Origin of the sequence: Actinoplanes sp. NPDC049265 (assembly GCF_043197135.1) — a bacterium.
GTDB lineage: Bacteria > Actinomycetota > Actinomycetes > Mycobacteriales > Micromonosporaceae > Actinoplanes.
Map to the genome: position 1 here is coordinate 256,558 of NZ_JBICSP010000007.1, position 25,264 is coordinate 281,821.

Consider the following 25,264-nt stretch of genomic DNA (forward strand, 5'->3'; position numbering starts at 1 on the left):
GGTTAGCCCACTGCCCCTTCCATCTGGAGTTCGATCAGGCGGTTCAGCTCCAACGCGTACTCCATGGGGAGTTCCTTCGCGATGGGCTCGATAAAGCCACGGACGATCATCGCCATCGCCTCGTCCTCGGTCAGGCCCCGGCTCATCAGGTAGAAGAGCTGGTCCTCGCTGACCTTGGAGACGGTCGCCTCGTGGCCCATGTTCACGTCGTCCTCGCGGATGTCCACGTACGGGTACGTGTCCGATCGCGAGATCGTGTCGACCAGCAGCGCGTCGCACTTGACCGTGCTCTTGCTGTGGTGCGACCCGTCCAGCACCTGCACCAGACCGCGGTACGAGGTGCGGCCACCGCCCCGGGCGATCGACTTCGAGATGATCGTCGACGACGTGTGGGGCGCGGCGTGCACCATCTTGGCGCCGGCGTCCTGGTGCTGGCCCTCGCCGGCCATCGCGACCGAGAGCACCTCACCCTTGGCGTGTGCGCCGGTCATGTAGACGGCGGGGTACTTCATCGTCACCTTGGAGCCGATGTTGCCGTCGACCCACTCCATGGTCGCGCCCTCCTCGCAGGTGGCGCGCTTGGTGACCAGGTTGTAGACGTTGTTGGACCAGTTCTGGATGGTCGTGTACCGGCAGCGGGCGTTCTTCTTGACGATGATCTCGACGACCGCGGAGTGCAGCGAGTCGGACGAGTAGATCGGCGCGGTGCAGCCCTCGACGTAGTGCACGTAGGCGCCCTCGTCGACGATGATCAGCGTCCGCTCGAACTGGCCCATGTTCTCCGTGTTGATCCGGAAGTAGGCCTGCAGCGGGATGTCGACGTGCACGCCCTTCGGCACGTAGATGAACGAGCCGCCGGACCAGACGGAGGTGTTCAGAGCGGCGAACTTGTTGTCGCCGACCGGGATCACCGTGCCGAAGTACTCCTTGAAGATGTCCTCGTGCTCCCGCAGGGCCGTGTCGGTGTCGAGGAACAGGACGCCCTGCTCCTCGAGGTCCTCACGGATCTTGTGGTAGACGACCTCGGACTCGTACTGCGCCGCCACCCCGGACACGAGGCGCTGCTTCTCCGCCTCGGGGATGCCCAGCTTGTCGTACGTGCTCTTGATGTCGGCGGGCAGGTCGTCCCAGCTGGCGGCCTGCTTCTCGGTGGAGCGCACGAAGTACTTGATGTTCTGGAAGTCGATGCCGGTGAGGTCGGCGCCCCAGTTGGGCATCGGCTTGCGGTCGAACAGGCGCAGGCCCTTGAGCCGCAGGTCGAGCATCCACTGCGGTTCGTTCTTGAGCCCGGAGATGTTGCGCACCACGGCCTCGGACAGACCCCGCTGCGCCGTGGCGCCCGCGGTGTCGGCGTCGGCCCAGCCGTATTCGTACTTGCCCAGGGCGGCGAGGTGCTCTTCCTGAGTGACGATCTGGTCGGTCATCTATCCGTCCTAACCGTGGTTGGTACTTGCTCACGCGAAGGGCCCGGGATGTGCGTGGTGCACACTCCGTCACCGTGCGCGATGGTGGCGAGACGCTGCACGTGGGAGCCGACGAGCCGCTGGATGACCGCGGTCTCGGCGTCGCACAGCTGGGGAAACTCGGCGGCCACGTGCGCCACCGGGCAGTGGTGCTGGCACAGCTGGCCGCCGGTCGCGATCGTGGTCGCGTTGGCAGCGTAGCCCTCCGCGGTCAGCGCCTCGGCGAGCGCCTCGGCCCGCGCGATGGGATCGTCCCCGGCCTCGGCGAGAGCCGTCCGGCAGCGGTCCTCGAGCGCGGCGACCTGGGTGGCGGCGAAGGCGGTGACCGCTTCCGGTCCGCATTGGTCGGCGATCCAGCGCAGGGCGGCCGTGGCCAGACCGTCGTAGAAGTGCGGGAACGCCTCGCGGGCGGCGGCGGTGAGCACGAACGTCTTGGCCGGGCGGCCCCGGCCCCGGGGGGCCAGGCTGCGGCTCTCGCGGGCCTCGACCAGCTGGTCGGCCAGCATCGCGTCGAGGTGTTTGCGGATCGCCGCCGAGCTCAGCCCGAGCTGGGCGCCGAGCTCGGCCGCGGTGGCCGCGCCCCGCTCCAGCAGCAGCTGGGCGACCCGGTCACGGGTGCGTCCGTCCGGCGCGGCGGCGCTCGCCACCGCGTTGCTCCGGATCAGCACCTCGTTTTTCACTACGCCAACGTTACGTATTTCGGCGGGCCGCCGCAAACCGCGTCGCCGGTGATCCAGAACACCCGCGTACGATCCGGCTGGTGACCGTTCGTCTCCCCTTGCGTCCCCTGGCACTCGCGTCGCTGATCCTGAACGCGCAGCTGGTGGTGACCGGCGGCGCCGTCCGGCTGACCGGGTCCGGTCTCGGCTGCCCCACCTGGCCCAAGTGCACCGACGGGTCCTACACGACGACGTCCGCGATGGGGGTGCACGGCGCGATCGAGTTCGGCAACCGGCTGCTCGGCGTGCTGATCGGGCTGGTCGCCCTGGCCACGTTCATCGCTGCCCTGCTGGAGAAGCCGCGCCGCCGCGCGCAGGCTCGGCTGAGTTTCGTGCTCGGGCTCGGCGTGGTGGCTCAGGGGGTGGTCGGCGGCATCACGGTGCTGACCGGGCTCAACCCGTGGATCGTGGGCGCGCACTTCGTGATCTCGATGGCGATGACGGCCGGGGCGTACGTGTTGTGGAAGCGCACCACCGAGCCGGACGCCGCCCGCGTGCCGGTCGTGCCCGCTCCGCTGCTCACCCTGGCCCGGGTTCTGGCCGTGGTGAGCGCGGCGGTGATCCTGGCCGGCGTGGTCGTCACCGGCAGTGGCCCGCACGCCGGCGACGCCGAGACCCCGCGCAACGGCTTCGACCCGACGAACATCTCGCAGGCCCACGCCGATCTGGTCTTCCTGCTGATCGGCCTGTCGGTGGCCCTGTGGTTCGCCCTGCGCGCGGCCGACGCACCGGCGACCGCGGCCCGGGCGGCCGGCGTGCTCGTCCTGGTCGAGCTGGGCCAGGGGCTGATCGGCTTCGTGCAGTACTTCACGCACCTGCCGGTGCTGCTGGTCGGCGCGCACATGTTCGGCGCGGTGCTGGTGTGGCTGGCCACGCTGGCCGTGGTCCGCTCGCTCAGCGCGAGCCCGGCCCCGGCGCCGGCCGCGCCGGCCGCCGAGCCGGTCCGGGCCACCAGCGCGGCCTAGGCACGGCCGAACCCGGCCAGCCCGCCGTGCTGGCGCAGCTGGGTGACGTCCGGGTAATCGACCGGCCGCCCGGGCAGCGCCGCCGGGGAGCCGACCCGGAACGCGTCCATCACCAGGGCGAACAGCCGGTCGAAGACCATCGCGCCGAGCTCGTCGCCGGGGGCCGGGATCAGGCGTGAAATCGCCGCCACGGCCAGGATCAGGTCGCCGGGAGCGACGTCCGGCCGTACCGTGCCCTGCTCCTGACAGCGACGCAACAGCCGGCCGACCACGACGAGCAGCTCGTCGCGGTCCTCGATCACGGCCGGGGTGTCCTTGAGCGTCTCGAACGCGTGGGCCGACACCGCGGTCATGACGATGACCAGGTAGCGGTCGCGAAAGGTACGCAACAGATCGCGCAGGGCGACCGTCGGGTCCGGTTCGTCCCGTTCCAGCCCCCGGGCGACCTCGGCCATCTCGTGCAGGCTGTCCCGGCTGACCGCCTTGATCAGCTCGGCCCGGTCGGGGAAGCGCCGGTACAGCGTGCCGATGCCCACCCCGGCGGCCCGGGCGATCTCGTCCATCGGCACGTCGACGCCCATCCGCAGGAACATCGTGCGCGCGGCGTCGATGATCTGCTCCCGGTTGCGCCGGGCGTCGGCGCGGAGCGAGGCCGACGTCGGTTGTTCCACGGGCCGGAGTATGGCATGACCGACTTCCGTCGTGTGTGGACGAATGTCCTCCGGTTGGCTACCCTCGACCGCAAGCGGAAGAAATTCATCCGGATAATCCATGGGGTGATCATCGTGACGGAAACCGAGTCCTTCCCGGTCGCGCGGCGCTGCCCGTTCGCCGAACCCGCCGAGTACAGCGAGCTCCGCGAGCAGGCGCCGATCAGCAAGGTCGCGCTCCAGGGCGGGGACGAGGCCTGGTGGGTGACCCGGCACGCCGAGGGCCGGGCGGTGCTCGTCGACGGCCGGTTCTCCTCCGACCGCCGCCGGGCCGGCTTTCCGTTCCCCGGCATCGACCGGTCGATCCGTGAGCGTTTCCGGGACCAGGCGCCGTCCATGATCGGCATGGACGGCGCCGAGCACGCGGCCGAGCGCCGCGCCCTGATCAGCGAGTTCACGGTCAAGCGGCTGGCCGCTCTGCAACCCCGCATCCAGCAGATCGTCGACGGCTTCCTCGACGACATGCTGGCCGCCCCGGAACGACCGGTCGACCTGGTCCAGGCGCTCTCCCTGCCGGTGCCGTCGCTGGTGATCTGCGAGATGCTCGGCGTGCCGTACGACGACCACGACTTCTTCCAGAGCCGCACCTCGAAGATCGTCCAGCGCAGTACCCCGCCCGAGGAACGCGCCCAGGCCCAGGCCGAGCTGCGCGGCTACCTGGGCGAGCTGATCGCGCGGAAGGAGGCCGAGCCCGGCGACGACCTGTTCAGCCGCCAGATCGCGCTGCGCCGGCAGGACGGCCCGCTCGACCGCCCGAGCCTCGTCAGCATGGCGTTCCTGCTGCTGGCGGCCGGCCACGAGACGACCGCGAACATGATCTCGCTGGGCGTCGTGGCGATGCTCGACAATCCCGATCAGCTGGCCCGGATCAAGGCCGACCCGGGGCTGACCCCGCTGGCCGTCGAGGAACTGCTGCGCTACTTCAGCATCGTCGAGACGGCGACCTCCCGGGTGGCGACCGAGGATGTCGAGATCGGCGGCGTACGCATCCGGGCCGACGAGGGTGTCATCGTCTCCGGGCTGTCGGCCAACTGGGACCCGGAGGTCTTCCCGGCCCCGGGCGAGCTCGACATCGACCGCCGTGCCCGCAACCACATAGCCTTCGGGTACGGGCCACATCAGTGCCTCGGCCAGAACCTGGCCCGTCTCGAGCTGCAGATCGTGTTCGACACGCTGTTCCGGCGGATCCCGGGACTCCGGCTGGCCGAACCGGCCGACCAGGTCCGGTACAAGACCGACGCGTCGATCTACGGCGTGCACGAGCTGCCGGTCATCTGGTGAGAGGAGCCACCATGCGGATAAAGGCGGACACCGATGTCTGCGTAGGCGCCGGTCAGTGCGTGCTGACCGACCCGGCGGTCTTCGACCAGGACGACGACGGCATCGTCACCCTGCTCACCGACCGGCCCGAGGGCGAGGCGGCCGAGCACGCCCGGGACGCGGTCCTGATCTGCCCGTCCCAGGCGTTGTCGATCATCGAGGAGTGAGCTTCAGACGGGCGACGATGGCGTCGGCCATCCGCTCGGCCGAGCCGTCGGCGTGGGTCCAGAACAGCGACGGCTCGGTCAGCTCGACCTCGACCAGCAGCGGCGCGCCGTCCGGCCCCGGGATCAGATCGACCCGGGCGTAGAGCAGGCCGGCCGGCAGCGCCGCCACCACCCGCTCCCCCACGGCCAGTTCGGCCTCGCCGGGCGTACGCGGGCTGATCTCCTCGTTGTACTCGGCCTGCTTGTCGCCCCGGTCGGGTCCGCTGAGCAGCGGGCCCTTGCGGATGGCGTGGCTGAAGCCGAGGGCGCCGCCGTCCGGGCCCGGGGTGTAGAGCAGGGCCGTCTCGCCGACCCCGTCCACCGCGGCCAGGAAGGGCTGGACCATCGCCGTACGCCCGGCCTCGTGCAGCCGCGCGACATGCTCGACGGCCAGCCCGGCCTCGGCCGGGAACGAGTATCGCCCGGTGTCCCGGCTGCCGGCGCTGATCGTGGGCTTGACCACCCACTCGCCGGTGGATACCGGCGTCCAGCTCTCCCCGGGCTCGACGAACGTCGTGGGCGTCACCGGCACCCCGGCCGCGGCGAGCTCGCGCAGGTAGTGCTTGTCGGTGTTCCACTCGACCACGCCGGCCGGGTTGGCCAGGGCGGGCACGGTGTGCGCCCAGGCCACGAACTCCTCCCGGCGGGCCGGGTAGTCCCAGGTGCTGCGCAGGACGGCCAGGTCGTACGCGGCCCAGTCGGTGGCCGGGTCGTCCCAGAGCGGGGACTCCACGGTCACCCCGCGGGCGCGGAGCGCGTCCCGCAGCGGGAATTCGTCTTCGTACAGGTCGGGAAAGATCGCACAGGTGACGAGAGCGACCCGGGACCCGTCCCGGGCCGCTCCGTGAATGTCTTCTCGGGTCATGCCTGGTATCAGATCAGCGAGCCATGCTCCGCCGCGACATCGAACGCCACAGGTCGTTGCTGGGGCGCATCTGCTCCATCAGCTCGCGCTCCCACTCGTTCTCCACCTCGACGCCCGCCGCGTCACACGCCTTGCGAGCCACGTCGGTGCTGCCGGCGAACTGGTCGGACCACTCGCCGTCGTCGCCGACCAGGACGATGCGCGCGCCCTTCTTGCCGACGTACTCGATGACCGCCTTCGCCCCACCGTGCTCGCCGGCGAACGACTTGATGCCGGCGGTCAGACTCGTATCGGAACCTTCTGCCATGAACCGAAGAGTAGGCAGACTTCTGACCGGGGCAAGCAGACATGCCCGGTAATTGTGATGCCAATTACCTGCGGGTTTGAACGTTCAGCGCATTGTTTCATACCGATTTTGTCCGAATTGCACCCCGACACAGTTCCACCGAAGGACGTACCCGCATTGTCGGGCAAATCAGACATCACACCAGGGCGTCGACGGCGACCGCGATGAACAGAATGGTCAGGTAAGTGGTGGACCAGTGGAACAGGCGCATGGGGCGTAGCGGCTGCCCGGCCCGCGAGCGGCGCACCAGGAGCACCGCCTCGGCGAGGAACAGCCCGCCGGTGACCAGAGCCGCGGCGCCGTAGATCGGGCCCAGTCCGATCGCCGCGCCCAACGGCCAGGCGGCCACCGAGGCGGCCACGGTCAGCACCGTGAACAGCAGGATCTCGCGGTTGACGCGGGCCGCCGACCGGACCACGGGCAGCATCGGAATGCCCGCCCGGGCATAGTCGTCCTTGTACTTGATGGCCAACGCGTAGAAATGCGGCATCTGCCAGAAGAAGACAACTGCGAACAGGGCCCAGCCCATCGGGGCGACACCGCCGGTCACCGCGGCCCAGCCGATGATCACCGGTGCGGCGCCGCAGACACCGCCCCAGAAGGTGTTCTGCGAGGTCCGGCGCTTGAGCCACAGCGTGTAGACAACGTCGTAGTAGAAGATGGCCGCGGCCGTCAGCACCGTCGCCAGCCAGTTGGTGAACACCGCCATCAGGGCGACCGAGATCACCGCGAGGGTGAACCCGAAAATCAGCACCGCCCGCGGTGTCACGCTGTGGGCCGGCAGCGGGCGCCGCTTGGTCCGGCGCATCAGCTGGTCGATGTCCCGGTCGATGTAGCAGTTGAGGGCGCTGGCCGCACCGGCGGCCAAGGCCCCGCCGACCAGCACGATCGCCATCACGCCAAGGTCGGGCAGCCCACCGGCGGCGAGCATCATGGCCGGGATGGTGGTGATCAGCAGCAGTTCGACGATGCGCGGCTTGGTCAGAGCCACGTACGCACCGATGACGGCCCGGAAGTCGCGCTTGGCCGCCGCCCCCTCCCCGACGTCGGCCGAGCCGGCTCTCAAGCCGGTCGGCCGCCCCTGGACGGGACGCTCGGTGATCATGCTCACGGACAGCCACCTTCCGGCATCGGCACAAGAGATTCACGGCCGTGGCCGGGGTCGATCCGGCGGCACGCTCGGACAGACTACGCGCAGCCTGGAGCGCTCCTCCGACGACCCGTCGTAGATGCAAGGCATCACATGTTTGAACCCCTCTGTCCGCTCTCAGCGTATGGGCCTGTGGCGTTCCCCGGGCGGGGGTTTACCGGTAATGGATAGGGTCAACTTCATAGAGTTCTGATAAGAGATGCATCCGCTCACCATGTTCAGGAGCACACCGACGTGGCTGCCAAGTCCCCAGAGCTGAATTGGTCCGACCTCGACAAGCGCGCGGTGGACACCGTGCGGGTCCTGGCCATGGACGCCGTCGAGAAGTCCGGCAACGGCCACCCCGGCACCGCCATGAGCCTTGCCCCGGTCGCCTACCTGCTGTTCAACCGCGTCCTGCGGCACGATCCGAGTGACCCGACGTGGGCCGGCCGCGACCGGTTCGTGCTCTCCTGTGGTCACTCCAGCCTCACCCTCTACATTCAGCTCTACCTCTCCGGCTACGGCCTCGAACTTGACGACCTGGCCGCGCTGCGGCAGTGGGACTCGCTGACCCCGGGCCACCCGGAGTACGGGCACACCCCCGGCGTCGAGGTCACCACCGGCCCGCTCGGTCAGGGCATCGGCAACGCGGTCGGGATGGCGATGGCCACCCGGCGCGAGCGCGGCCTGTACGACCCCACCGGCGAGCCCGGCGAGTCGCCGTTCGACCACAACATCTTCGCGATCTGCTCGGACGGCGACATCGAGGAGGGCGTGAGCCACGAGGCCAGCGCCATCGCCGCGGTGCAGAAGCTGGGCAACCTCACGGTGATCTACGACGACAACGAGATCTCCATCGAGGACGACACCCGGATCGCCAAGAACGAGGACGTGGCGGCCCGCTACGAGGCGTACGGCTGGCACGTCCAGACCGTCGACTGGCGCACCGGCGACCCCGGCAAGGGCGACTACCACGAGGACGTCGAGGCGCTCTGGGCGGCGATCCAGGCGGCCAAGGCGGTTACCGACCGGCCGTCGTTCATCGCGCTGCGCACCATCATCGGCTGGCCCGCGCCGAACAAGCAGAACACCGGCAAGATCCACGGCTCGGCCCTGGGCGCCGACGAGGTGGCCGCGACCAAGCGGGTGCTGGGCTTCGACCCGGAAAAGACGTTCGCCGTGGCCGCCGAGGTCATCGAGCACGCCCGCCAGGTCAAGACCCGTGGCCAGGAGGCGCACGCCGAGTGGCAGAAGGCGTTCGACAGCTGGTCCTCGGCCAACGACGACGCGAGCAAGCTGTTCGCCCGGCTCGACGCGCGCAAGCTGCCCGAGGGCTGGGAGAAGTCGCTTCCCGAGTTCCCGGCCGACGAGAAGGGCCTGGCCACCCGGGCCGCGTCCGGCAAGGTGCTGGAGGCGCTGGCCCCGGTGCTGCCCGAGCTGTGGGGCGGTTCGGCCGACCTGGCCGAGTCCAACAACACCACGATGAAGGGCGAGCCGTCGTTCATCCCGGCCGAGTACGCGACCAAGGCCTTCCCGGGTAATGAATACGGCCGCACGCTGCACTTCGGCATCCGCGAGCACGGCATGGGCGCGGTGCTGAACGGCATCGCGGTGCACGGCGGCACCCGCCCGTACGGCGGCACCTTCCTGGTCTTCAGTGACTACATGCGCGGCGCCGTCCGGCTGTCGGCGCTGATGAAGGTCGGCGTCGTGTACGTGTGGACGCACGACTCGATCGGCCTCGGCGAGGACGGCCCGACCCACCAGCCGATCGAGCACCTGACCGCGCTGCGCGCCATCCACGGGCTCGACGTGGTCCGCCCGGCCGACGCCAACGAGACCGCCTGGGCCTGGCGCGGTGCGCTGGAGCACAACGACCGGCCGACCGCGCTGGCGCTGAGCCGGCAAAACCTGCCGACCGTCGACCGTTCGAAGTACGCCAGCGCCGAGGGCACCCTCAAGGGCGGGTACGTCCTGTCCGAGGCGTCCGGCGGCTCGCCCCAGGTGATCCTGATCGCCACCGGCTCCGAGGTCGCCATCGCGCTGACCGCGCAGGAACGCCTGGAGGCGGCCGGCACACCCACCCGGGTCGTGTCGATGCCCTGCCAGGAGTGGTTCTTCGAGCAGGACACGGCCTACCAGCAGCAGGTCCTGCCCCGCGGCGTCAAGGCTCGCGTAACCGTGGAGGCCGGGATCCGGATGAGCTGGGACCGCATCCTGGGCGAAGCCGGCGAGGCGGTCAGCATCGAGCACTACGGCGCCAGCGCGCCCGCCAAGATCCTGTTCGAGCAGTTCGGTTTCACCGCGGACAACGTGGTGGCCAAGGCCAACGCCGCCCTCGCCAAGGTCGGCGAGATCACCGGTCACACGACCGGTAACTGAGGAGTCGCGAGATGACCGACAGACTGGCTGAGCTCTCCGCCGCGGGTGTCGCGGTGTGGCTCGACGATCTCTCCCGGGTACGCCTGCAGTCCGGCTCGCTGGACAAGATGCGGACCGAGCAGCACGTGGTCGGTGTGACCACGAACCCGACGATCTTCGCCAAGGCGCTGTCCGACGCCGACGCGTACGACGAGCAGCTGCGTGATCTGCGCAAGCAGAAGGTCACCGTCGAGGAGGCGGTGCGGCTGCTGACCTCGTACGACGTGCGCTGGGCGTGCGACGTCATGCGGCCGGCGTACGACGCCTCGGACGGCGTCGACGGCCGGGTCTCGATCGAGGTCGACCCGCGCTCGGCCCACGACACGGAAAAGACCAACGCCGAGGCCAAGACGCTGTGGTGGCTGGTCGACCGGCCCAACCTGTACATCAAGATCCCGGCCACCCAGGCCGGTCTGCCCGCGATCACGGCCACCCTGGCCCAGGGCATCAGCGTCAACGTCACGCTGATCTTCTCGATCGAGCGCTACAGGCTGGTCATGGACGCGTTCCTGGCCGGCATCGAGCAGGCCAAGGCCAACGGCCACGACCTGAGCAAGATCGGCTCGGTGGCGTCGTTCTTCGTGTCCCGGGTGGACACCGAGATCGACAAGCGTCTCGACAAGATCGGCAGCGACGAGGCCAAGGCGCTGCGGGGCAAGGCCGCGGTGGCCAACGCCCAGCTCGCCTACCAGGCGTACGCCGAGGTCTTCGGCAGCGACCGCTGGCAGGCCCTGGCCGACGCCGGCGCCAAGCCGCAACGCCCGCTGTGGGCGTCCACCGGCACCAAGAACCCGGATTACAAGGACACCATCTACGTCGAGGAGCTCGTCGCCCCCGGCGTGGTCAACACCATGCCCGAGTCGGTCATCAAGGCCTACGAGGACCACGGCGAGACTCGCGGCGACACCGTCACCGGCGTGTACGCCCAGGCCCAGAAGGTGATGGACGACGTGGCCGCGGCCGGCGTCGACATGACCGACGTCTTCCTCACGCTCGAGAACGAGGGCGTGGAGAAGTTCGAGGCGAGCTGGGCCGAGCTGGCCGAGAACATGAAGAAGTCGCTCGAGAGCGCCTGACGTTCGACGGAAGCCGCCGCGGGTACCTGACCCGCGGCGGCTTCCCCCCGCGTAACCCAGCGACTTTTGGCAGGATGATCCCGTGGGCAATCCGCTGCGTACCGCACAGGACCGTCGGCTTCCCCGGATCCCGGAGCCCTGCGCTCTGGTGATCTTCGGAGTCACCGGTGACCTTTCCCGTAAGAAGCTCATCCCGGCCGTCTACGACCTCGCCAACCGCGGCCTCCTGCCGCCCGGCTTCGTGGTCCTGGGCTTCGCCCGGCGCGACTGGGGTGAGGGCGAGTTCGAATCCCTGGCCTACGAGGCGGCCAAGAAGGGCGCCCGGACCACCTGGCGCGAGGACGTCTGGACGCGCCTGGCCAGCCAGTTCCAGTTCGTACCGGGCTCGTTCGACGACGACGCGGCCTTCGACCACCTCGCGGCCACCCTGGACGACCTGCGCGAACGCAACGGCATCCCGGGCAACGCCGCCTTCTACTTCTCCATCCCGCCGGCCGCGTTCCCGCTGGTGCTCAACCAGCTCAACCGCACCGGGATGGCCGACAACGCGAAGTCCGGCGGCTGGCGCCGGGTCGTCGTCGAGAAGCCGTTCGGCAACGACCTGCAGAGCGCGCTCTCGCTGAACCAGCTGGTCGACGAGGTCTTCACCCCCGAGGACGTCTACCGCATCGACCACTACCTGGGCAAAGAGACAGTCCAGAACATCATGGCCCTGCGCTTCGCCAACAGCCTGTTCGAGCCGGTGTGGAACTCCAAGTACGTCGACTCGGTGCAGATCACGATGGCCGAGGACGTCGGCATCGGCACGCGGGCCGCCTTCTACGACGCCTCCGGGGCCGCCCGTGACGTGCTGCAAAATCACCTGCTGCAGCTGCTCGCGCTGGTCGGCATGGAAGAACCGACGAGCTTCGACCCCAATGAGGTACGCGCGGAAAAGCTCAAGGTCCTCAAGGCGATCAGCCTGCCCGAGGACATCGAGCAGGGCTCGGTGCGCGGGCAATACCTCCAGGGCTGGGTGGCCGGCGAGCGCGCGGTCGGCTACCTGGAGGAAAAGAACATCCCGGCCGACTCGACCACGGAGACCTACGTGGCGGTGCGGCTGGGCATCCAGAACCGGCGGTGGGCGGGCGTCCCGTTCTACGTACGCGTGGGCAAGCGCATGCCGCGCCGGGTGACCGAGATCGCGATCCTCTTCAAGCGCGCCCCGCACCTGCCCTTCGACCCGGCCGACGTCGAGATGCTGGGCCACAACCAGCTGGTCGTGCGGGTGCAGCCGGACGAGGGAGTGGTGCTCAAGTTCGGCTCCAAGGTGCCGGGCACCACGATGGAGGTCCGCGACATCGCGATGGACTTCCAGTACGGCGCGGCGTTCACCGAGTCGAGCCCGGAGGCGTACGAACGCCTGGTCCTCGACGTGCTGGTCGGCGACCGGACCCTGTTCCCGGACGCGGCCGAGGTCGAGCAGTCCTGGCGGGTCATCGACCCGCTCGAGGAGGGGTGGGCGACCACCAAGCCGGAACCGTACCGGGCCGGCGAGTGGGGACCGCGTGCGGCGGACGAGTTGCTGGCCCGCGAGGGTCGTTCTTGGAGGCGGGCATGATCGGGCTGTGGGACACCACCGGTAACGAGGTCGTCAAGGCGCTCGCGGCCGAACGCCGCAGCGCGGGCGGTGTCGCGTCCGGCCTGGCGCTGACGCTGATCGCGGTGGTCGAGGAGAAGCAGGTACGCGAGGCCGAGGCGGCCGCCACCATCGCCGCCGCCGCGCACCCCTGCCGCCTGCTCATCGTCGTCCGCTCCGACCTGGAGGGCCGCAGCCGCCTGGACGCCGAGATCGTCGTCGGTGGCCGGCTCGGCCCGGCCGAGGCGGTCGTGATGCGCATGTACGGCCGGCTCGCGCTGCACGCCGAGTCGGTGGTCATGCCGCTGCTGGCCCCGGACGTGCCGGTGGTGACCTGGTGGCACGAGACGCCGCCGGAACTCATCGCCAACGACTTCCTCGGGGTGGTGGCCGACCGCCGGATCACCGACGCCGCGCTGGCCACCGACCCGGTCGCGGCCCTGCGCCAGCGGGCGGTCGACTACGCGCCGGGCGACACCGACCTGACCTGGACCAGGATCACGCTCTGGCGGACCCTGGTGGCGGGCGCGTTCGACACCACCGAGGAGCGGGTCACCGGCGCGACCATCGTGGCGCCACCCAGCGACCCGACGGCCGCGCTGATGAAGGGCTGGCTCCAGTCCCGCCTCGGCATCGAGCCGGTGTGGGAGCCGACCGACCGCGCGCCGCGCATGCACTCGGTGCAGCTGGAGTGCGCCAACGGCGACAAGGTGTCGGTCACCCGTGAGGAGGGGACGGCGCTGTTCAGCCGGACCGGCCAGGAGGACCGCTACATGCCGCTGCCGAAGCGGCCGGTCGGTGACGAGCTCGCCGAGGAGCTACGCCGGCTCGACCCGGACCAGATCTACGGCGAGGCGCTGGGGGCGATGGCCGGGCTGACCGGGCTCGACCACAAGCAGCCGTCGCGCGTACACGTCTGGAAGGACCCGGCCCTGGCCGCACGGGCCGGCGACACCACCGGCGCGATGGCCGGGCCGGGCGGCACCGCGGCATGAGCGAAACCGTGGTGGTGGTCGTACCCGACGCCGACATCCTGGCGTCGGCCGTGGCGGCCCGGCTGGTCGTGAAGATCATCGACGCGCAGGCCGAGCGCGGCTGGGCGAGCGTGGTGCTCACCGGCGGCCGCATCGCCAAGAAGGTCCTGCAGTCGGTCAAGGAGCTGCCGGCCTCGGACGCGATCGACTGGTCGCACGTCGACCTGTGGTGGGGTGACGAGCGGTTCCTGCCGTCCGGCGACCCCGACCGCAACGAGACGCAGGCCCGGGCGGCGCTGCTCGACGCGTTGCCGCTGGAACCGGCCCGGATTCACGCGATGCCGCCGTCGGACGGTCCCGACGGCGACGACGCGGAGGCGGCCGCCGACCGGTACGCGCGGGAGCTGGCCGCCGCGGCCAAGCCCGGGAGTTCCGAGCTGCCGCACATCGACGTGCTGATGCTCGGCGTCGGCGAGGACGGTCACGTGGCGTCGATCTTCCCCGAGCACCCGGTGGGGTACGAGACGGGTACGACGGCGGCCGTACACAACAGCCCCAAGCCCCCGCCCACCCGCATCACCCTCACCATGCCCACGATCAACACGGCCGAGGAGGTCTGGCTGATCGCCTCCGGACCGGACAAGGCCGCACCGGTCGGCATGGCCGTCGAGGGCGCCGGCCCCCGGCAGGTGCCGGCGGCGGGTGTGTCGGGCACCGAACGGACCCTGTGGCTGCTCGACCGGGCCGCCGCCGCGAACGTCCCGGCCACGGCCCGCAGCCTGCGGTGACATCGTGAGCGACTCCGGTGCCGCGGCGCCGGAGTCGTTTCTCATTTCGGAGAAGTGCCGGGCCGCCGCGTCCTGATCGTGCTCCGAGCGCAGGATGAGGTCCAGGCCCGAGGCGTGCGGCGAGGCCGAGGACATGCCCTGGCCGTAGATCGGGTGGCCCGGCGAGGCCATCGTGCCGTTGGGGCGAAAGTGAGTGGATGATCTCCACTCGGCCGGAAGCGGGCTCCTAGCCCAGCAGCGCCGGAATCCGCTCGAACAGCTGCTGGGTGTACGTGATCATCTCGTGCAGCATCCAGTTGCCCGAGAACAGAATGGCCACGCCCACGCCGATCGCCTTGGGCACGAACGACAGCGTCGCTTCCTGGATCTGCGTCACCGACTGGAACAGCGAGATCGCGAACCCGATGAGCAGCGCGGTCAGCAGGATCGGCGCGCACATCTTGGCGGCGACGGTCATCGCGTGCAGGCCCAGCTCAACGATCTGCGTGTCGGTCATGCCGATCAGTTCGCCGGACTTGAGGATTCCGGGAGTGCGAACCGGGGGCGTGCCGGTTGCCGGTCAGTTGCCGGCCCGCGAGCTGATCTGCTGCACGCCCCAGCTGTTGCCGTCCGGATCGCTGAAGAACACGAACCCCACGTTGTCCAGCTCGTCCGGGACCGGGCCCGGGTTCGTGCCGAGCACCTGCACGTCGGTGACGTCGACCCCGCGTTCGACCAGTTCGGCGTGCGCCTGCCGGATGTCCGGCACGACCAGCTGCAGGCCCTTGAGCGACCCCGGTGGCATCTCCGGCACCGCGCCCCGGCCGATCACCACCGAGCACCCCGAGCCGGGCGGTGTCAGCTGCACGATCCGCTGCCCCTCGCCGAACGACACGTCGTGATCGAGGTGGAAGCCGAGCTTCCCGGCGTAGAACTCCTTGGCCCGGTCGATATCCGTCACGGGCACCACAACAACCTCGAGCGTCCACTTCACGGGGTCATCGTGCCAGGTGAAGCCCGGTCAGGGGGTCGGGGGCGGCGAATCCGCGGGAGCGGCCCGTGGACCGGCCGGGGTGGCCGCGGGGTCTCCGGGGCGCGGGGTGCGGCCGGGTGCCGCCGGCCCCTCCCCCTTGGGCGCGCGGGGGCTCCGGCCGGGCGCCGGGCTGTCCGCGCCCGGGCGCGCCGAGGGCTTCGCCGGGGCCGGGGGTGGGGCCGTGGGTAAGGGCGCGATCGAGGCGGGGCCGGTCGGCGGGACCGCGGGTTGCGACGGTGGCCGGTCCGGCTGCCGGATCAGGAGTACGGCGAAAAGCACCGCCATCGCCGCGGCGCCCGCCACCGCCGGGATGGCCCAGGCCCGTACCCGCTTCACGCCCCGCGGAACCTCGGCCGGCCGCAACCGGTCGGCCGTGATCTGACCGGCCCGCGCGCCGAGCGCCTGCCGCAGCCGCACCTCCAGGTCGTCGCTCATCGCCGTCCCTCCAGCGCCCCACGCAGAATGGTCAGCGCCCGGCTGGCCGTCGATTTCACCGTGCCCCGGGACACCCGCAGGGCGTCCGCGATCTCCTGTTCGGACAGCTCGGACCAGTAGCGCAGCACCACCACCTGCCGCTGCCGGGTGGTCAGCCGCCCGAGCGCCGCCAGCACCTCGCGATCGGCCTGGCCCAGCAGCGCCAGGTCCTCGGCCGCGGGTTCCACGCCGGCCCGGGGCAGCACGTAGGCCCGGGCCACCTTCCGCCGCCGCAACGCCGACCGGGCGCCGTTGAGCACGGCCGTGGTCAGGTAGGCGTTCGGATCGTCGAGGTCCCGCAGTTCCGCCCCGTGCCGCCGCCACAGCTTCGTGAACGCCTCCTGTACGAGGTCTTCGGCCGTGCTCAGGTCGTCGACCATGAGCACGGCCAGGCGCACCAGGGCGAGCCGCCGGGTGCGATACAGCTCGTCGATCCCGCCCGCGCCCACGGCGACCGGCGGCCCGGCGGCCGGCCAGCGCTCGTCGGCGACGCGACGCCCCGGCCCGGCCGCGGCGCCCCCGCCGGTCAGCGACCTGAACATGCGCAGCAACCGCCCGCCCCACCAGGGGACGGGCGGCACCGAGGAAAGCAGAGTCATCGCGTCCAGACCGGCGACGTTATCCGACCAGCGCCAGGTCAGCGCTTGTGCGACGGCCGCGGCGTCGCCTCGTGTTTCGGGCTGACCGGTGCCGGCCGGGCCCCCGGGGAAACGGCCGGTCCGGCACCGGGGGACGCCGCCGGACGGGCCGGACGGGCACCCGGGGACGCCGCCGGGGCGGCGCCGGGCGAGGCAGCCGGTCGGGCGCCGGGAGACGTCGCCGGACGAGGCGCCGGGGCCGCGGCCGGCCGGCCCTTCCGGTCATGGGGTGCCGGGCGCGCCGCCGGTGACTCGGCCGGTGCCGCGGCGGGAGAGGCGGCCGCCGGCGATGCGGCCGGGTGAGCCGGCGATTGGGCGGGAACCGGTCGCGGCGCGTCGTCGGCGTTCGCCGCGAGCGCGACCGCGGTCGCGCCGCCCAGCCCGGCCACCACAGCCGCCGAAACCAGCACCACCGTACGCATGCGTCCCATCAAGCCACTCCAAGCGATAGAGGAAAGTTCCTTACGCCTGGACGGACGCTTCACCGGAAAATCGGTTGGCTCCCAGACTGTGATCCACACCACCCTGAGAGCGCTCTCTAAACTAGCCACGTGCAGCCGATGATCCGCTCCTACCGCCCGTCCGACCTCGACGCCGTCTACGACATCTGCGTCCGCACCGCGAACAGCGGCGGCGACGCACGTGGCACCACGATCGACGACCGTCTGGTCGGTGACATCTTTGCGGCGCCGTACGTGACGTTCGAACCGGAGCACGCCCACATCCTGGACGACGGGGAGGGCAACGCGGTCGGCTACGTCCTCGGCACCGCCGACACGCCGGCGTTCGTCCGCCGGTTCCGCGAGGAGTGGGTGCCACTGATCAGGACGCGCTATCCGGCCCCGAACGACCCGCCGGTCAACCGCAGCGACTTCTGGCTGGTCCTGGCCCTCGACCCGGAGCGCATGCTCACGCCCGAGCTCGCCGGCTACCCCGCCCATCTGCACATCGACCTGCTGCCGGAGTGGCAGGGGCGGGGTTTCGGACGCGGCCTGATGGAGGCGTTCCTGCGCGGGCTGCGGGACGCCGGCGTGGAACGGGTCCACCTCGGCATGGCGCACGACAACAAGGGTGCCCGTGCCTTTTACGACCGGCTCGGCTTCACCGAGATGCCGGTCGCCGACACGGGCGCCCTGTTCCTCGTACGCGGAACCGAGATCTGAAGCCCGCCCCCGGGCGAAGCGGACACCCGGCAGACGGCACGCGGAAGGCACGGCACGCGGAAAGCGGTCCCGCATGGCACGCGGAAGGCACGGCACGCGGAAAGCGGTCCCGCATGGCACGCGGAAAGCATGGCACGCGGAAAACGCGGCACGCGGAAAGCGATCCCGCATGGCACGCGGAAGGCGCGGCACGGACCACGCGGAAGGCGGTCCGCGCGGCGCGCGAAAGCGGAACGGTCCGCGCGACAGGCGGACCGCGGAAACGGTCTAGAACTCGCCCCGGCGCTGACGCACCTTGGCCAGCGCCTCGGCCAGGATCGCCTCACCGTCGGCGTCCGAGCGGCGCTCCTTCACATACGCCAGGTGGGACTTGTACGGTTCGTTGCGCATGCGCCCGGGCGGGTTCTGGCGGTCGAGGCCGGCCGGCTGTCCACAGCGCGGGCAGTCCCACACCTCGGGTTCCACGGCCTCGGCCGCGAACTTGATGATCGAGTCGTGCCCGGCGGCGCAGAAGTAGGTCACGTCCCGGCGCGGGGCTGGCTCACTGCGCTCGTCGGGGCGCATCGGGCTGGACCCGACGCGGCTGCCACGGATGGCGCTGCCACTGGACACGGAAGAACTCCTGTCAGGAGCTGGAAAGGGCGCGAAACGAACCGCGCGACCCGGTGTGACCGGACCGCGCGGCAGAGTCTACGACTCCGAGACCTTGATATGAAGGACTGGACTCAGCCCGCCTGGTGGACCTTGAGCCACAGGCCGAGGCCGACGATGCAGGCAAACCAGATGACGCCGACCAGCACCGTGTAGCGGTCCAGGTTTTTCTCGGCTACCGAGGAACCGGCCAGGCTCGAGGTGACACCGCCGCCGAACATGCTGGACATGCCGCCGCCCTTGCCACGGTGCAACAGGATCAGCAGGGTCAGCAGGACGCTCGTCAGGACGAGCAACCCGATCATCGTGTACGCGAACCAGGTTGGCATGGCCGGGGTCAGTCCTCTCAAAGGGCACGACAGCGCCACAACAATAGCGGAACGCCCGGCCGCCACGGTGGGCGGCCGGGTGTACTCAGCGAGCCACGTGCTCCTTGAAGCGGCAGATCGACGCGAACTCCTCCGCGTCCAGGCTGGCGCCACCGACGAGAGCACCGTCGACGTCCGGCTTGGCCATGATCGCGGCGATGTTCTGCGCCTTGACCGAGCCGCCGTACTGGATGCGGACCGCGTCGCCGATCTCCGCGCCGTGCGCCTCGGTGATGCGGCCCCGGATGGCGCCACACACCTCCTGCGCGTCCTCGGGGGTCGCCGTCTTGCCGGTGCCGATCGCCCACACCGGCTCGTACGCGATCACGGTCTGTTTGATCTGCTCGGCCTTGAGCCCGTCGAGGCCGGCGTCGACCTGGCCGAGCACGTGCGCGACCTGGTCGCCGGCCTCGCGGATGTCCAGGCCCTCGCCGACACAGAAGATCGGCGTGAGCCCGGCCGCGAAGGCCGCCTTGATCTTGGCGTTGACCAGGGCGTCGTCCTCGTTGTGGTACTGCCGGCGCTCGCTGTGCCCGACCACCACGTACGTGCAGCCGAGCTTGGCCAGCATCGCGCCCGAGATGTCCCCGGTGTACGCGCCCTTGGCGTGCGGCGACAGGTCCTGCGCGCCGTACACGATCTGGACCTTGTCCCCGTCCACCGAGGTCTGCACGCTGCGCAAGTCGGTGAACGGCGGCAGCACCGCGACCTCGACCTCGGCCAGCTGCTCCTCGTTCAGGCTGAACGCGAGCTTCTGGACCAGGGCGATGGCCTCGAAGTGGTTGAGGTTCATCTTCCAGTTACCGGCCATGATCGGCCGGCGGGTCTCAGCCATTTCAGTTCTCCAGAGCGGCGACGCCGGGGAGGGTCTTGCCCTCGAGGTACTCCAGCGACGCGCCGCCGCCGGTCGAGATGTGCCCGAAGCCGGACTCGTCGATGCCGAGGGTGCGGACGGCCGCGGCCGAGTCGCCGCCACCGACCACCGAGAAGCCGTCGATCTTGGTGATCGCCTCGGCCACGCCCCGGGTGCCGGCCGCGAACGGCGCCAGCTCGAACACACCCATCGGCCCGTTCCAGAACACCGTCTTCGCGCCACCGATCGCCGCGGCGAACGCGGCCACCGACGCCGGACCGATGTCGAGACCCAGGCGATCGGCGGGAATCTCGGAAATGTCGACCACGTCGTACGACGCGTCGGCGCTGAATTCCGTGGCGGCGACGACATCAGTGGGAAGCACGATGCGGCCGTCGGCCTGAGCCAGCAGATCACGGCAGGTGTCGATCATCTCGGCCTCGAGCAGCGACTTGCCGACCTCGTGGCCCTGGGCCTTGAGGAACGTGAAGCACATGCCGCCGCCCACGAGCAGCTTGTCCACCTTGGGCAGCAGCGCCTGGATCACGGCCAGCTTGTCGGACACCTTCGAACCACCGAGCACCACCACGTACGGTTGCTCCGGGCTCTCGGTGACCTTCTTCAGCACCTCGAGCTCACGCAGGACCAGGCCACCGGCGTAGTGCGGCAGGAGCGCCGGCACGTCGTACACGGAGGCGTGCTTGCGGTGAACCGCCCCGAACGCGTCATCGACGTAGGCGTCACCGAGCACCGCCAGCTGGCCCGCGAAGGAGATCCGCGTCCCGGCGTCCTTGCTGGTCTCCCCCTCGTTGAAACGGAGGTTCTCGAGGAGGAGCACCTGGCCGTCCCGCAGGGCGACGGCAGCGGCCCCGGCGGACTCGCCGACGGTGTCCTCGGCGAAGACCACCGGGCTGCCGAGCAACTCGCCCATCCGGGTCGCCACCGGGGCGAGCGAGAACTTGGGGTCCGGCGCGCCCTTCGGACGGCCCAGGTGCGAGAAGACGATCACGCGAGCGCCGGCGTCACGCAGAGCGACGATGGTCGGCAGTACCGCGCGGATACGGCCGTCGTCGGTGATGACACCGGCCTCTTTCTTGTCGAACGGGACGTTCAGGTCGGCGCGCACGAGCACACGCCGACCCGAGACACCCTCGCCGAGCAGGTCGTCGAGAGTCTTCAAGGTCAGCCGACCAGCTTCACCAGGTCGACCAGGCGGTTCGAGTAGCCCCACTCGTTGTCGTACCAGCCGACGACCTTGACCTGGTTGCCGATGACCTTGGTCAGGCCGGCGTCGAAGATGCAGGAGGCCGGGTCGGTGACGATGTCCGAGGAGACGATGTCGTCCTCGGTGTAGGTCAGGATGCCCTTGAGCGCACCCTCGGAGGCGGCCTTGATGGCGGCGTTGACCTCGTCGACCGAGGTCTCCTTCTTGGCCTGGAAGGTCAGGTCGGTGGCCGAGCCGGTCGGGATCGGCACGCGCATCGCGAAGCCGTCGAGCTTGCCCTTGAGCTCGGGCAGCACCAGGCTGACGGCCTTGGCCGCACCGGTCGAGGTCGGCACCACGTTGAGGGCGGCGGCGCGGGCGCGACGCAGGTCCTTGTGCGGGCCGTCCTGCAGGTTCTGGTCCTGGGTGTAGGCGTGGATCGTGGTCATCAGGCCGCGCTCGATGCCGATCGTGTCGTTCAGCACCTTGGCCATCGGCGCCAGGCAGTTGGTGGTGCAGGAGGCGTTCGAGATCACGGTGTGCTTGGCCGGGTCGTACAGGTTGTCGTTGACGCCGATGACGACCGTGATGTCCTCGTTCTTGGCCGGAGCCGAGATGATGACCTTCTTGGCGCCGTTGTCGGCGTGCACCTTGGCCTTGGTGGCGTCGGTGAAGAAGCCGGTCGACTCGATGACCACGTCCGCGCCCAGGTCGCCCCACTTGAGGTTGGCCGGGTCACGGTCGGCGAACGCCTTGAACGTCTTGCCACCCACGGTGATCTCGTCCGCGGTCGCCTTGACCTCCTGCGGGAGGCGGCCCAGGATCGAGTCGTACTTGAGCAGGTGCGCCAAGGTCGCGTTGTCGGTCAGGTCGTTCACGCCGACAATCTCGATGTCCGCGCCGGACGCCTGCACGGCCCGGAAGAAGTTCCGACCGATACGGCCGAAGCCGTTGATGCCAACCCGGATGGTCACAGGGTCTCCTCGTGCTAGGCCGACCTGTTCTTTTCTGGGCCGGCGAGTCTGGGTGAGGCCGTCGCAGCCGCATCCATGCAGCGCGGTCGGGCCAATCATGAAGCGGCTCCGTCGCCGTCAACCCGCACCCTATCCGAGGTGCCGCTCCAGCTTGCTGCCGGGGCGCGACCTGATCGTTACTTAAAACCTATTAGGGGTACGCGCACAGTAGGTGCTCGTTATCGACCACGGCGTGGCTGCCACGCAAGCTCCGTGCTGCGCTGCGGCTGGTTCGCCGCAACCCGGACGTGGGCGCCCCCTCAGCCCATCCCTCACGCCCCATACGGCCGCGACCAAGCCGGCATTTCGGAGGAGCTAAGCGTCGCCGGTGTCGTGGACCAGCCCGGCGGCGGTCAGGGCGACGACCAGCAAGCTCAGCAGGCCATCATCTCGGGCGTCACGGCCGCTTCGGTGTCCGGGATGCCCAGGTCGCGGGCACGCTTGTCGGCCAGGGCCAGGAGGCGGCGGATGCGGCCGGCGATGGCGTCCTTGGTCAGCGGCGGGTCGGCCAGGGCGCCCAGCTCCTCCAGGGACGCCTGGCGGTGTTCCAGGCGCAGGCGGCCGGCGCTGGTCAGATGATTCGGCGCCTCTTCCGAGAGGATCTCCAGCGCGCGCGTCACCCGTGCGGCGGCGGCCACGGCGGCTCGGGCCGAGCGGCGCAGGTTGGCGTCGTCGAAGTTGGCCAGGCGGTTGGCCGTGGCGCGGACCTCACGGCGTACCCGGCGCTCCTCCCAGGCCAGCACCGAGCCGTGCGCGCCGATCCGGGTGAGCAGCGCGGCGATCGCGTCACCGTCCTTGATCACCACGCGGTCGACGCCGCGTACCTCGCGCTCCTTGGCGGTGATGCCGAGGCGGCGGGCGGCGCCACGCAGGGCGAGAGCCGCTTCCGGGCCCGGGCAGGTGATCTCCAGGGCGGACGACCGGCCCGGCTCGGTGAGCGAGCCGTGGGCCATGAAGGCGCCCCGCCAGGCCGCGACCGCGCAGCACACGTTGGCCGAGACGACGTGCGGCGGCAGGCCACGGACCGGGCGGCCGCGGACGTCGAGCAGGCCGGTCTGGCGGGCCAGGGCCTCGCCGTCCTTGACGATCCGGACGATGTAGTGGCTGCCCTTGCGCAGGCCGCCGGAGGCGAGCACGTGCACCTCGGACTGGTAGCCGTACACGTCGGCGATCTCTCGGCGGAGCCGTCGCGCGACCGCGCCGGTGTCCAGCTCGGCCTCGACCACGACCCGGCCGGAGACGATGTGCAGGCCGCCGGCGAAGCGCAGCAGCGCCGCCATCTCGGCCCGGCGACAGCAAGGCTTGGGTACGTCGACCCGGCTCAGCTCGTCCTTGACCGCCGCTGTCATCGCCATCGTCTTCGTCACCTCGTGTGCCGGATCTTCAACAGTGTGTGCCGTGTTGTGCCTGCTGCTTAACGAGCGGCACCCAGGACAGGCACCAGTGCAACACCCAACGACTCAGGATCATGCCTGGCGCTGCCGTCCGCAACGGCCAGTGGTGCCAGAACCAGCCTGGCACCGAGCGCCTCGGCGGCATGATGCACCGGTTCGGGCTCGCCCACCCATTTCGCGTCGGCCAGAACCACGTCGGTTCGCAGCGAGGGAAGGTACCAGTGCAGGGCCCGCAGGTGATCGGCGACCGACATGCCGAACGTCTCGTTGTCCGCCGCCAGGTTGAGCGTGACCAGCCGGCGGGCCGGGCTGGCGACGATCGCCTCGGCCAGCTCGGGCACCAGCAGGTGCGGAAGGACACTCGTGTACCAGCTGCCCGGGCCGAAGATCAGCCAGTCCGCCTGGGCGATCGCGGCCAGCGCGTCCGGGCAGGCCGGCGGGGACGCGGGCACCAGGCGTACCGCCTCGACGTGACCGGTGGTGATCGCCACCTGGTGCTGACCGCGGACGGTGACCGTCTCTTTCGGCCGTTCCGGATCCCCGCCGCGCACGTCGGCCTCGATGCCGACCGCGTGCGACGCCATCGGCAGGACCCGGCCGTGCGCGCCGACCATCCGCTCGGCGTGCTGCAGGGCCACCACCGGGTCGCCGAGCAGTTCCATCAGGCCGAGCAGCAGCAGGTTGCCGACGGCGTGGCCGCTGAGCGGGTCGGGTTCACCGTCGCCGACCGCGGCGAACCGGTGTTGCAGCAGCTGGGCGGTGCGCTGGGCGGTGGCGTCGTCGTCGGCCAGGGCGGCGAGCGCCTGCCGCAGGTCACCGGGCGGCAGTTGCGCGTCCCGTTCGGCGCGGAGCCGCCCGCTGGAGCCGCCGTCGTCGGCCACCGTGACTACGGCGGTGATGTCCAGGTCGAGCCGGGACAGCCGTAACGCGCGCAGCGAGGCGCTCAGTCCGTGCCCACCACCGAAAGCGACGACCCGCGCCCGCTTTCCCGTCACTCGCGCCCCAGATCGCGGTGCGAGGCGTGGGCGGAGAGTCTGATGTCTCGCAACTTGCTGGTCAACTCCTCGGCGATCGCGACGCTGCGATGCTTGCCACCGGTGCAGCCGATGGCCACGGTCAGGTAACGCTTGCCCTCACGCTCGAACCCCGGGGCGGTGGTCGCGATGAGCGAGGCGTACGTGGACACGAAGTCCTCGGCACCCTCCTGGCCCAGCACGTACCCGCTGACCCCTTCCTCGAGTCCGGTGTGGTCGCGTAGCTCAGGTACCCAGAACGGGTTGGGCAGGAACCGCGCGTCCATCACGTAGTCGGCGTCCGGCGGCAGACCGTACTTGAAGCCGAACGACAGCACGGTGATCCGCAGCTTGCGGGCATCTTCCCCGCCGAACAGCTCCTCAACCCGGCGACGCAGCTGGTTCACGTTGAGGTGGCTGGTGTCGATGATCACATCGGCCTGTTCGCGGGCCTCCTCGAGCAGCTTTCGCTCGGCGGCGATGCCGTCGGCCAGCCGCCCGTCACCCTGCAGCGGATGCGACCGGCGCACCGACTCGAACCGCCGGATCAGCACCTCGTCGTCGGCGTCCACGAACACCACCCGCGGCGAGAAGCCCCGCTCCTCGAGAGCCCGGACCGCGCCGGCCAGGTCGGTGGAGAAGGCCCGGCTGCGCACGTCGAGCACCATCGCCGTCCGCCGGGCGGCGCCGCCCGCCTTGAACGCCAGCTGAGCCATGTCGAGCATCAGCGCCTGCGGCAGATTGTCGACGACGTAGTAGCCGACGTTCTCCAGCGCCCGCGCCACCGTGCTGCGGCCGCCGCCGGAGAGCCCGGTGACAACCACCAGGTCGGTCTCCTCCTCGGTCAGCGTCTCGTCCGCCATATCCGCCACCAACGC

At 70.3% G+C, this 25,264-nt stretch carries 28 protein-coding genes; 9 read left to right on the forward strand and 19 right to left on the reverse strand.

Translation table 11 applies throughout. From position 1 onward, the window contains the following. Positions 1 to 2 precede the first annotated feature (2 nt). Both sufB and ACGFIO_RS19735 read right to left on the reverse strand, forming a co-directional pair. On the reverse strand, positions 3 to 1,424 hold the full coding sequence (gene sufB, locus ACGFIO_RS19730) for a Fe-S cluster assembly protein SufB (RefSeq protein ID WP_392827707.1): 1,422 nt from the start codon (positions 1,422 to 1,424) through the stop codon (positions 3 to 5). Next, positions 1,421 to 2,143, reverse strand: a complete 723-nt coding sequence (locus ACGFIO_RS19735; protein WP_392827708.1) for a helix-turn-helix transcriptional regulator — start codon at positions 2,141 to 2,143, stop codon at positions 1,421 to 1,423. The genes sufB and ACGFIO_RS19735 overlap by 4 nt, the downstream gene beginning before the upstream one ends. Before the next feature lie 80 nt (positions 2,144 to 2,223). Here ACGFIO_RS19735 and ACGFIO_RS19740 point away from each other — a divergent pair, with 80 nt between their 5' ends. Continuing rightward, positions 2,224 to 3,147, forward strand: coding sequence for a heme A synthase (locus ACGFIO_RS19740; RefSeq protein ID WP_392827709.1), 924 nt, complete (start codon positions 2,224 to 2,226; stop codon positions 3,145 to 3,147). Here the strand turns inward: ACGFIO_RS19740 and ACGFIO_RS19745 are convergent. After that, positions 3,144 to 3,818, reverse strand: coding sequence for a TetR/AcrR family transcriptional regulator (locus ACGFIO_RS19745; protein WP_392827710.1), 675 nt, complete (start codon positions 3,816 to 3,818; stop codon positions 3,144 to 3,146). The genes ACGFIO_RS19740 and ACGFIO_RS19745 overlap by 4 nt on opposite strands. A 105-nt stretch (positions 3,819 to 3,923) precedes the next feature. On the opposite strand from ACGFIO_RS19745, the gene ACGFIO_RS19750 reads away from it, so the two are divergent. After that, positions 3,924 to 5,138 (forward strand): cytochrome P450, encoded by a 1,215-nt coding sequence (locus ACGFIO_RS19750; RefSeq protein WP_392827711.1) that lies wholly within the window; start codon positions 3,924 to 3,926, stop codon positions 5,136 to 5,138. 11 nt (positions 5,139 to 5,149) lie between these two features. Beyond that, complete coding sequence (locus ACGFIO_RS19755; protein ID WP_392827712.1) at positions 5,150 to 5,344, forward strand: ferredoxin; 195 nt, start codon at positions 5,150 to 5,152, stop codon at positions 5,342 to 5,344. On the opposite strand, the gene ACGFIO_RS19760 is transcribed toward ACGFIO_RS19755, so the two are convergent. The 3 genes from ACGFIO_RS19760 to ACGFIO_RS19770 all read right to left on the reverse strand — a co-directional run bounded on the left by ACGFIO_RS19760 (position 5,331) and on the right by ACGFIO_RS19770 (position 7,705). Next, positions 5,331 to 6,248 carry a RimK family alpha-L-glutamate ligase gene (locus tag ACGFIO_RS19760; protein WP_392827713.1) on the reverse strand — a complete coding sequence of 306 codons (918 nt, stop codon included), beginning with the start codon at positions 6,246 to 6,248 and terminating at the stop codon, positions 5,331 to 5,333. The genes ACGFIO_RS19755 and ACGFIO_RS19760 overlap by 14 nt on opposite strands. 13 nt (positions 6,249 to 6,261) lie before the next feature. Then, the gene (locus tag ACGFIO_RS19765) at positions 6,262 to 6,555 is read right to left on the reverse strand and encodes a hypothetical protein (RefSeq protein WP_392827714.1); all 294 of its coding nucleotides are present in this window, start codon (positions 6,553 to 6,555) and stop codon (positions 6,262 to 6,264) included. 175 nt (positions 6,556 to 6,730) lie between these two features. Beyond that, on the reverse strand, positions 6,731 to 7,705 hold the full coding sequence (locus ACGFIO_RS19770; protein ID WP_392827715.1) for a heme o synthase: 975 nt from the start codon (positions 7,703 to 7,705) through the stop codon (positions 6,731 to 6,733). A 348-nt stretch (positions 7,706 to 8,053) separates the two neighbouring features. Between ACGFIO_RS19770 and tkt the strand changes: the two genes are divergently transcribed. The 5 genes from tkt (at position 8,054) to pgl (ending at position 14,603) form a co-directional block, all read left to right on the forward strand. After that, positions 8,054 to 10,108: a transketolase gene (tkt, locus tag ACGFIO_RS19775; RefSeq protein ID WP_392827817.1), complete on the forward strand. Its 2,055-nt coding sequence runs from the start codon at positions 8,054 to 8,056 to the stop codon at positions 10,106 to 10,108. Positions 10,109 to 10,119: 11 nt separating this feature from the next. After that, positions 10,120 to 11,223: a transaldolase gene (tal, locus tag ACGFIO_RS19780; protein WP_392827716.1), complete on the forward strand. Its 1,104-nt coding sequence runs from the start codon at positions 10,120 to 10,122 to the stop codon at positions 11,221 to 11,223. A gap of 82 nt (positions 11,224 to 11,305) precedes the next feature. Continuing rightward, on the forward strand, positions 11,306 to 12,823 hold the full coding sequence (zwf, locus tag ACGFIO_RS19785) for a glucose-6-phosphate dehydrogenase (protein ID WP_392827717.1): 1,518 nt from the start codon (positions 11,306 to 11,308) through the stop codon (positions 12,821 to 12,823). Then, entirely contained in the window at positions 12,820 to 13,836 is a 1,017-nt protein-coding gene (locus ACGFIO_RS19790) for a glucose-6-phosphate dehydrogenase assembly protein OpcA (RefSeq protein WP_392827718.1), read from the forward strand. Before zwf ends, ACGFIO_RS19790 begins: the two co-directional genes overlap by 4 nt. Further along, positions 13,833 to 14,603, forward strand: coding sequence for a 6-phosphogluconolactonase (gene pgl, locus ACGFIO_RS19795; protein ID WP_392827719.1), 771 nt, complete (start codon positions 13,833 to 13,835; stop codon positions 14,601 to 14,603). The genes ACGFIO_RS19790 and pgl overlap by 4 nt, the downstream gene beginning before the upstream one ends. Before the next feature lie 226 nt (positions 14,604 to 14,829). On the opposite strand, the gene fliQ is transcribed toward pgl, so the two are convergent. The 5 genes from fliQ to ACGFIO_RS19820 form a co-directional block, all read right to left on the reverse strand. Further along, on the reverse strand, positions 14,830 to 15,099 hold the full coding sequence (fliQ, locus tag ACGFIO_RS19800; RefSeq protein WP_392827720.1) for a flagellar biosynthesis protein FliQ: 270 nt from the start codon (positions 15,097 to 15,099) through the stop codon (positions 14,830 to 14,832). Between the two features lie 63 nt (positions 15,100 to 15,162). After that, positions 15,163 to 15,576 carry a VOC family protein gene (locus ACGFIO_RS19805; protein ID WP_392827721.1) on the reverse strand — a complete coding sequence of 138 codons (414 nt, stop codon included), beginning with the start codon at positions 15,574 to 15,576 and terminating at the stop codon, positions 15,163 to 15,165. A 27-nt stretch (positions 15,577 to 15,603) separates the two neighbouring features. Beyond that, on the reverse strand, positions 15,604 to 16,050 hold the full coding sequence (locus ACGFIO_RS19810; RefSeq protein WP_392827722.1) for a hypothetical protein: 447 nt from the start codon (positions 16,048 to 16,050) through the stop codon (positions 15,604 to 15,606). Continuing rightward, positions 16,047 to 16,688 (reverse strand): SigE family RNA polymerase sigma factor, encoded by a 642-nt coding sequence (locus ACGFIO_RS19815; protein WP_392827723.1) that lies wholly within the window; start codon positions 16,686 to 16,688, stop codon positions 16,047 to 16,049. The genes ACGFIO_RS19810 and ACGFIO_RS19815 overlap by 4 nt, the downstream gene beginning before the upstream one ends. Before the next feature lie 38 nt (positions 16,689 to 16,726). Further along, a complete protein-coding gene (locus ACGFIO_RS19820) occupies positions 16,727 to 17,158 on the reverse strand; it encodes a hypothetical protein (RefSeq protein ID WP_392827724.1) in 432 nt (143 codons plus the stop codon). A 129-nt stretch (positions 17,159 to 17,287) separates the two neighbouring features. On the opposite strand from ACGFIO_RS19820, the gene ACGFIO_RS19825 reads away from it, so the two are divergent. Then, a complete protein-coding gene (locus tag ACGFIO_RS19825) occupies positions 17,288 to 17,890 on the forward strand; it encodes a GNAT family N-acetyltransferase (protein WP_392827818.1) in 603 nt (200 codons plus the stop codon). Positions 17,891 to 18,157: 267 nt separating this feature from the next. Here the strand turns inward: ACGFIO_RS19825 and ACGFIO_RS19830 are convergent, their stop codons facing one another. The 8 genes from ACGFIO_RS19830 to rapZ form a co-directional block, all read right to left on the reverse strand. After that, complete coding sequence (locus ACGFIO_RS19830) at positions 18,158 to 18,502, reverse strand: RNA polymerase-binding protein RbpA (protein ID WP_392827725.1); 345 nt, start codon at positions 18,500 to 18,502, stop codon at positions 18,158 to 18,160. A gap of 113 nt (positions 18,503 to 18,615) precedes the next feature. Beyond that, a complete protein-coding gene (gene secG / locus ACGFIO_RS19835; protein ID WP_392827726.1) occupies positions 18,616 to 18,870 on the reverse strand; it encodes a preprotein translocase subunit SecG in 255 nt (84 codons plus the stop codon). 85 nt (positions 18,871 to 18,955) lie between these two features. Further along, complete coding sequence (gene tpiA / locus ACGFIO_RS19840; RefSeq protein ID WP_392827727.1) at positions 18,956 to 19,744, reverse strand: triose-phosphate isomerase; 789 nt, start codon at positions 19,742 to 19,744, stop codon at positions 18,956 to 18,958. A 1-nt stretch (position 19,745) separates the two neighbouring features. Continuing rightward, the gene (locus ACGFIO_RS19845; RefSeq protein WP_392827819.1) at positions 19,746 to 20,948 is read right to left on the reverse strand and encodes a phosphoglycerate kinase; all 1,203 of its coding nucleotides are present in this window, start codon (positions 20,946 to 20,948) and stop codon (positions 19,746 to 19,748) included. Next, on the reverse strand, positions 20,945 to 21,940 hold the full coding sequence (gene gap, locus ACGFIO_RS19850; RefSeq protein ID WP_392827728.1) for a type I glyceraldehyde-3-phosphate dehydrogenase: 996 nt from the start codon (positions 21,938 to 21,940) through the stop codon (positions 20,945 to 20,947). The genes ACGFIO_RS19845 and gap overlap by 4 nt, the downstream gene beginning before the upstream one ends. Positions 21,941 to 22,353: 413 nt before the next feature. After that, positions 22,354 to 23,334, reverse strand: a complete 981-nt coding sequence (whiA, locus tag ACGFIO_RS19855; protein ID WP_392827729.1) for a DNA-binding protein WhiA — start codon at positions 23,332 to 23,334, stop codon at positions 22,354 to 22,356. Positions 23,335 to 23,393: 59 nt separating this feature from the next. Further along, on the reverse strand, positions 23,394 to 24,368 hold the full coding sequence (gene yvcK, locus ACGFIO_RS19860) for a uridine diphosphate-N-acetylglucosamine-binding protein YvcK (protein ID WP_392827730.1): 975 nt from the start codon (positions 24,366 to 24,368) through the stop codon (positions 23,394 to 23,396). Beyond that, on the reverse strand, positions 24,365 to 25,249 hold the full coding sequence (rapZ, locus tag ACGFIO_RS19865; protein WP_392827820.1) for an RNase adapter RapZ: 885 nt from the start codon (positions 25,247 to 25,249) through the stop codon (positions 24,365 to 24,367). The genes yvcK and rapZ overlap by 4 nt, the downstream gene beginning before the upstream one ends. Positions 25,250 to 25,264: the final 15 nt, after the last annotated feature.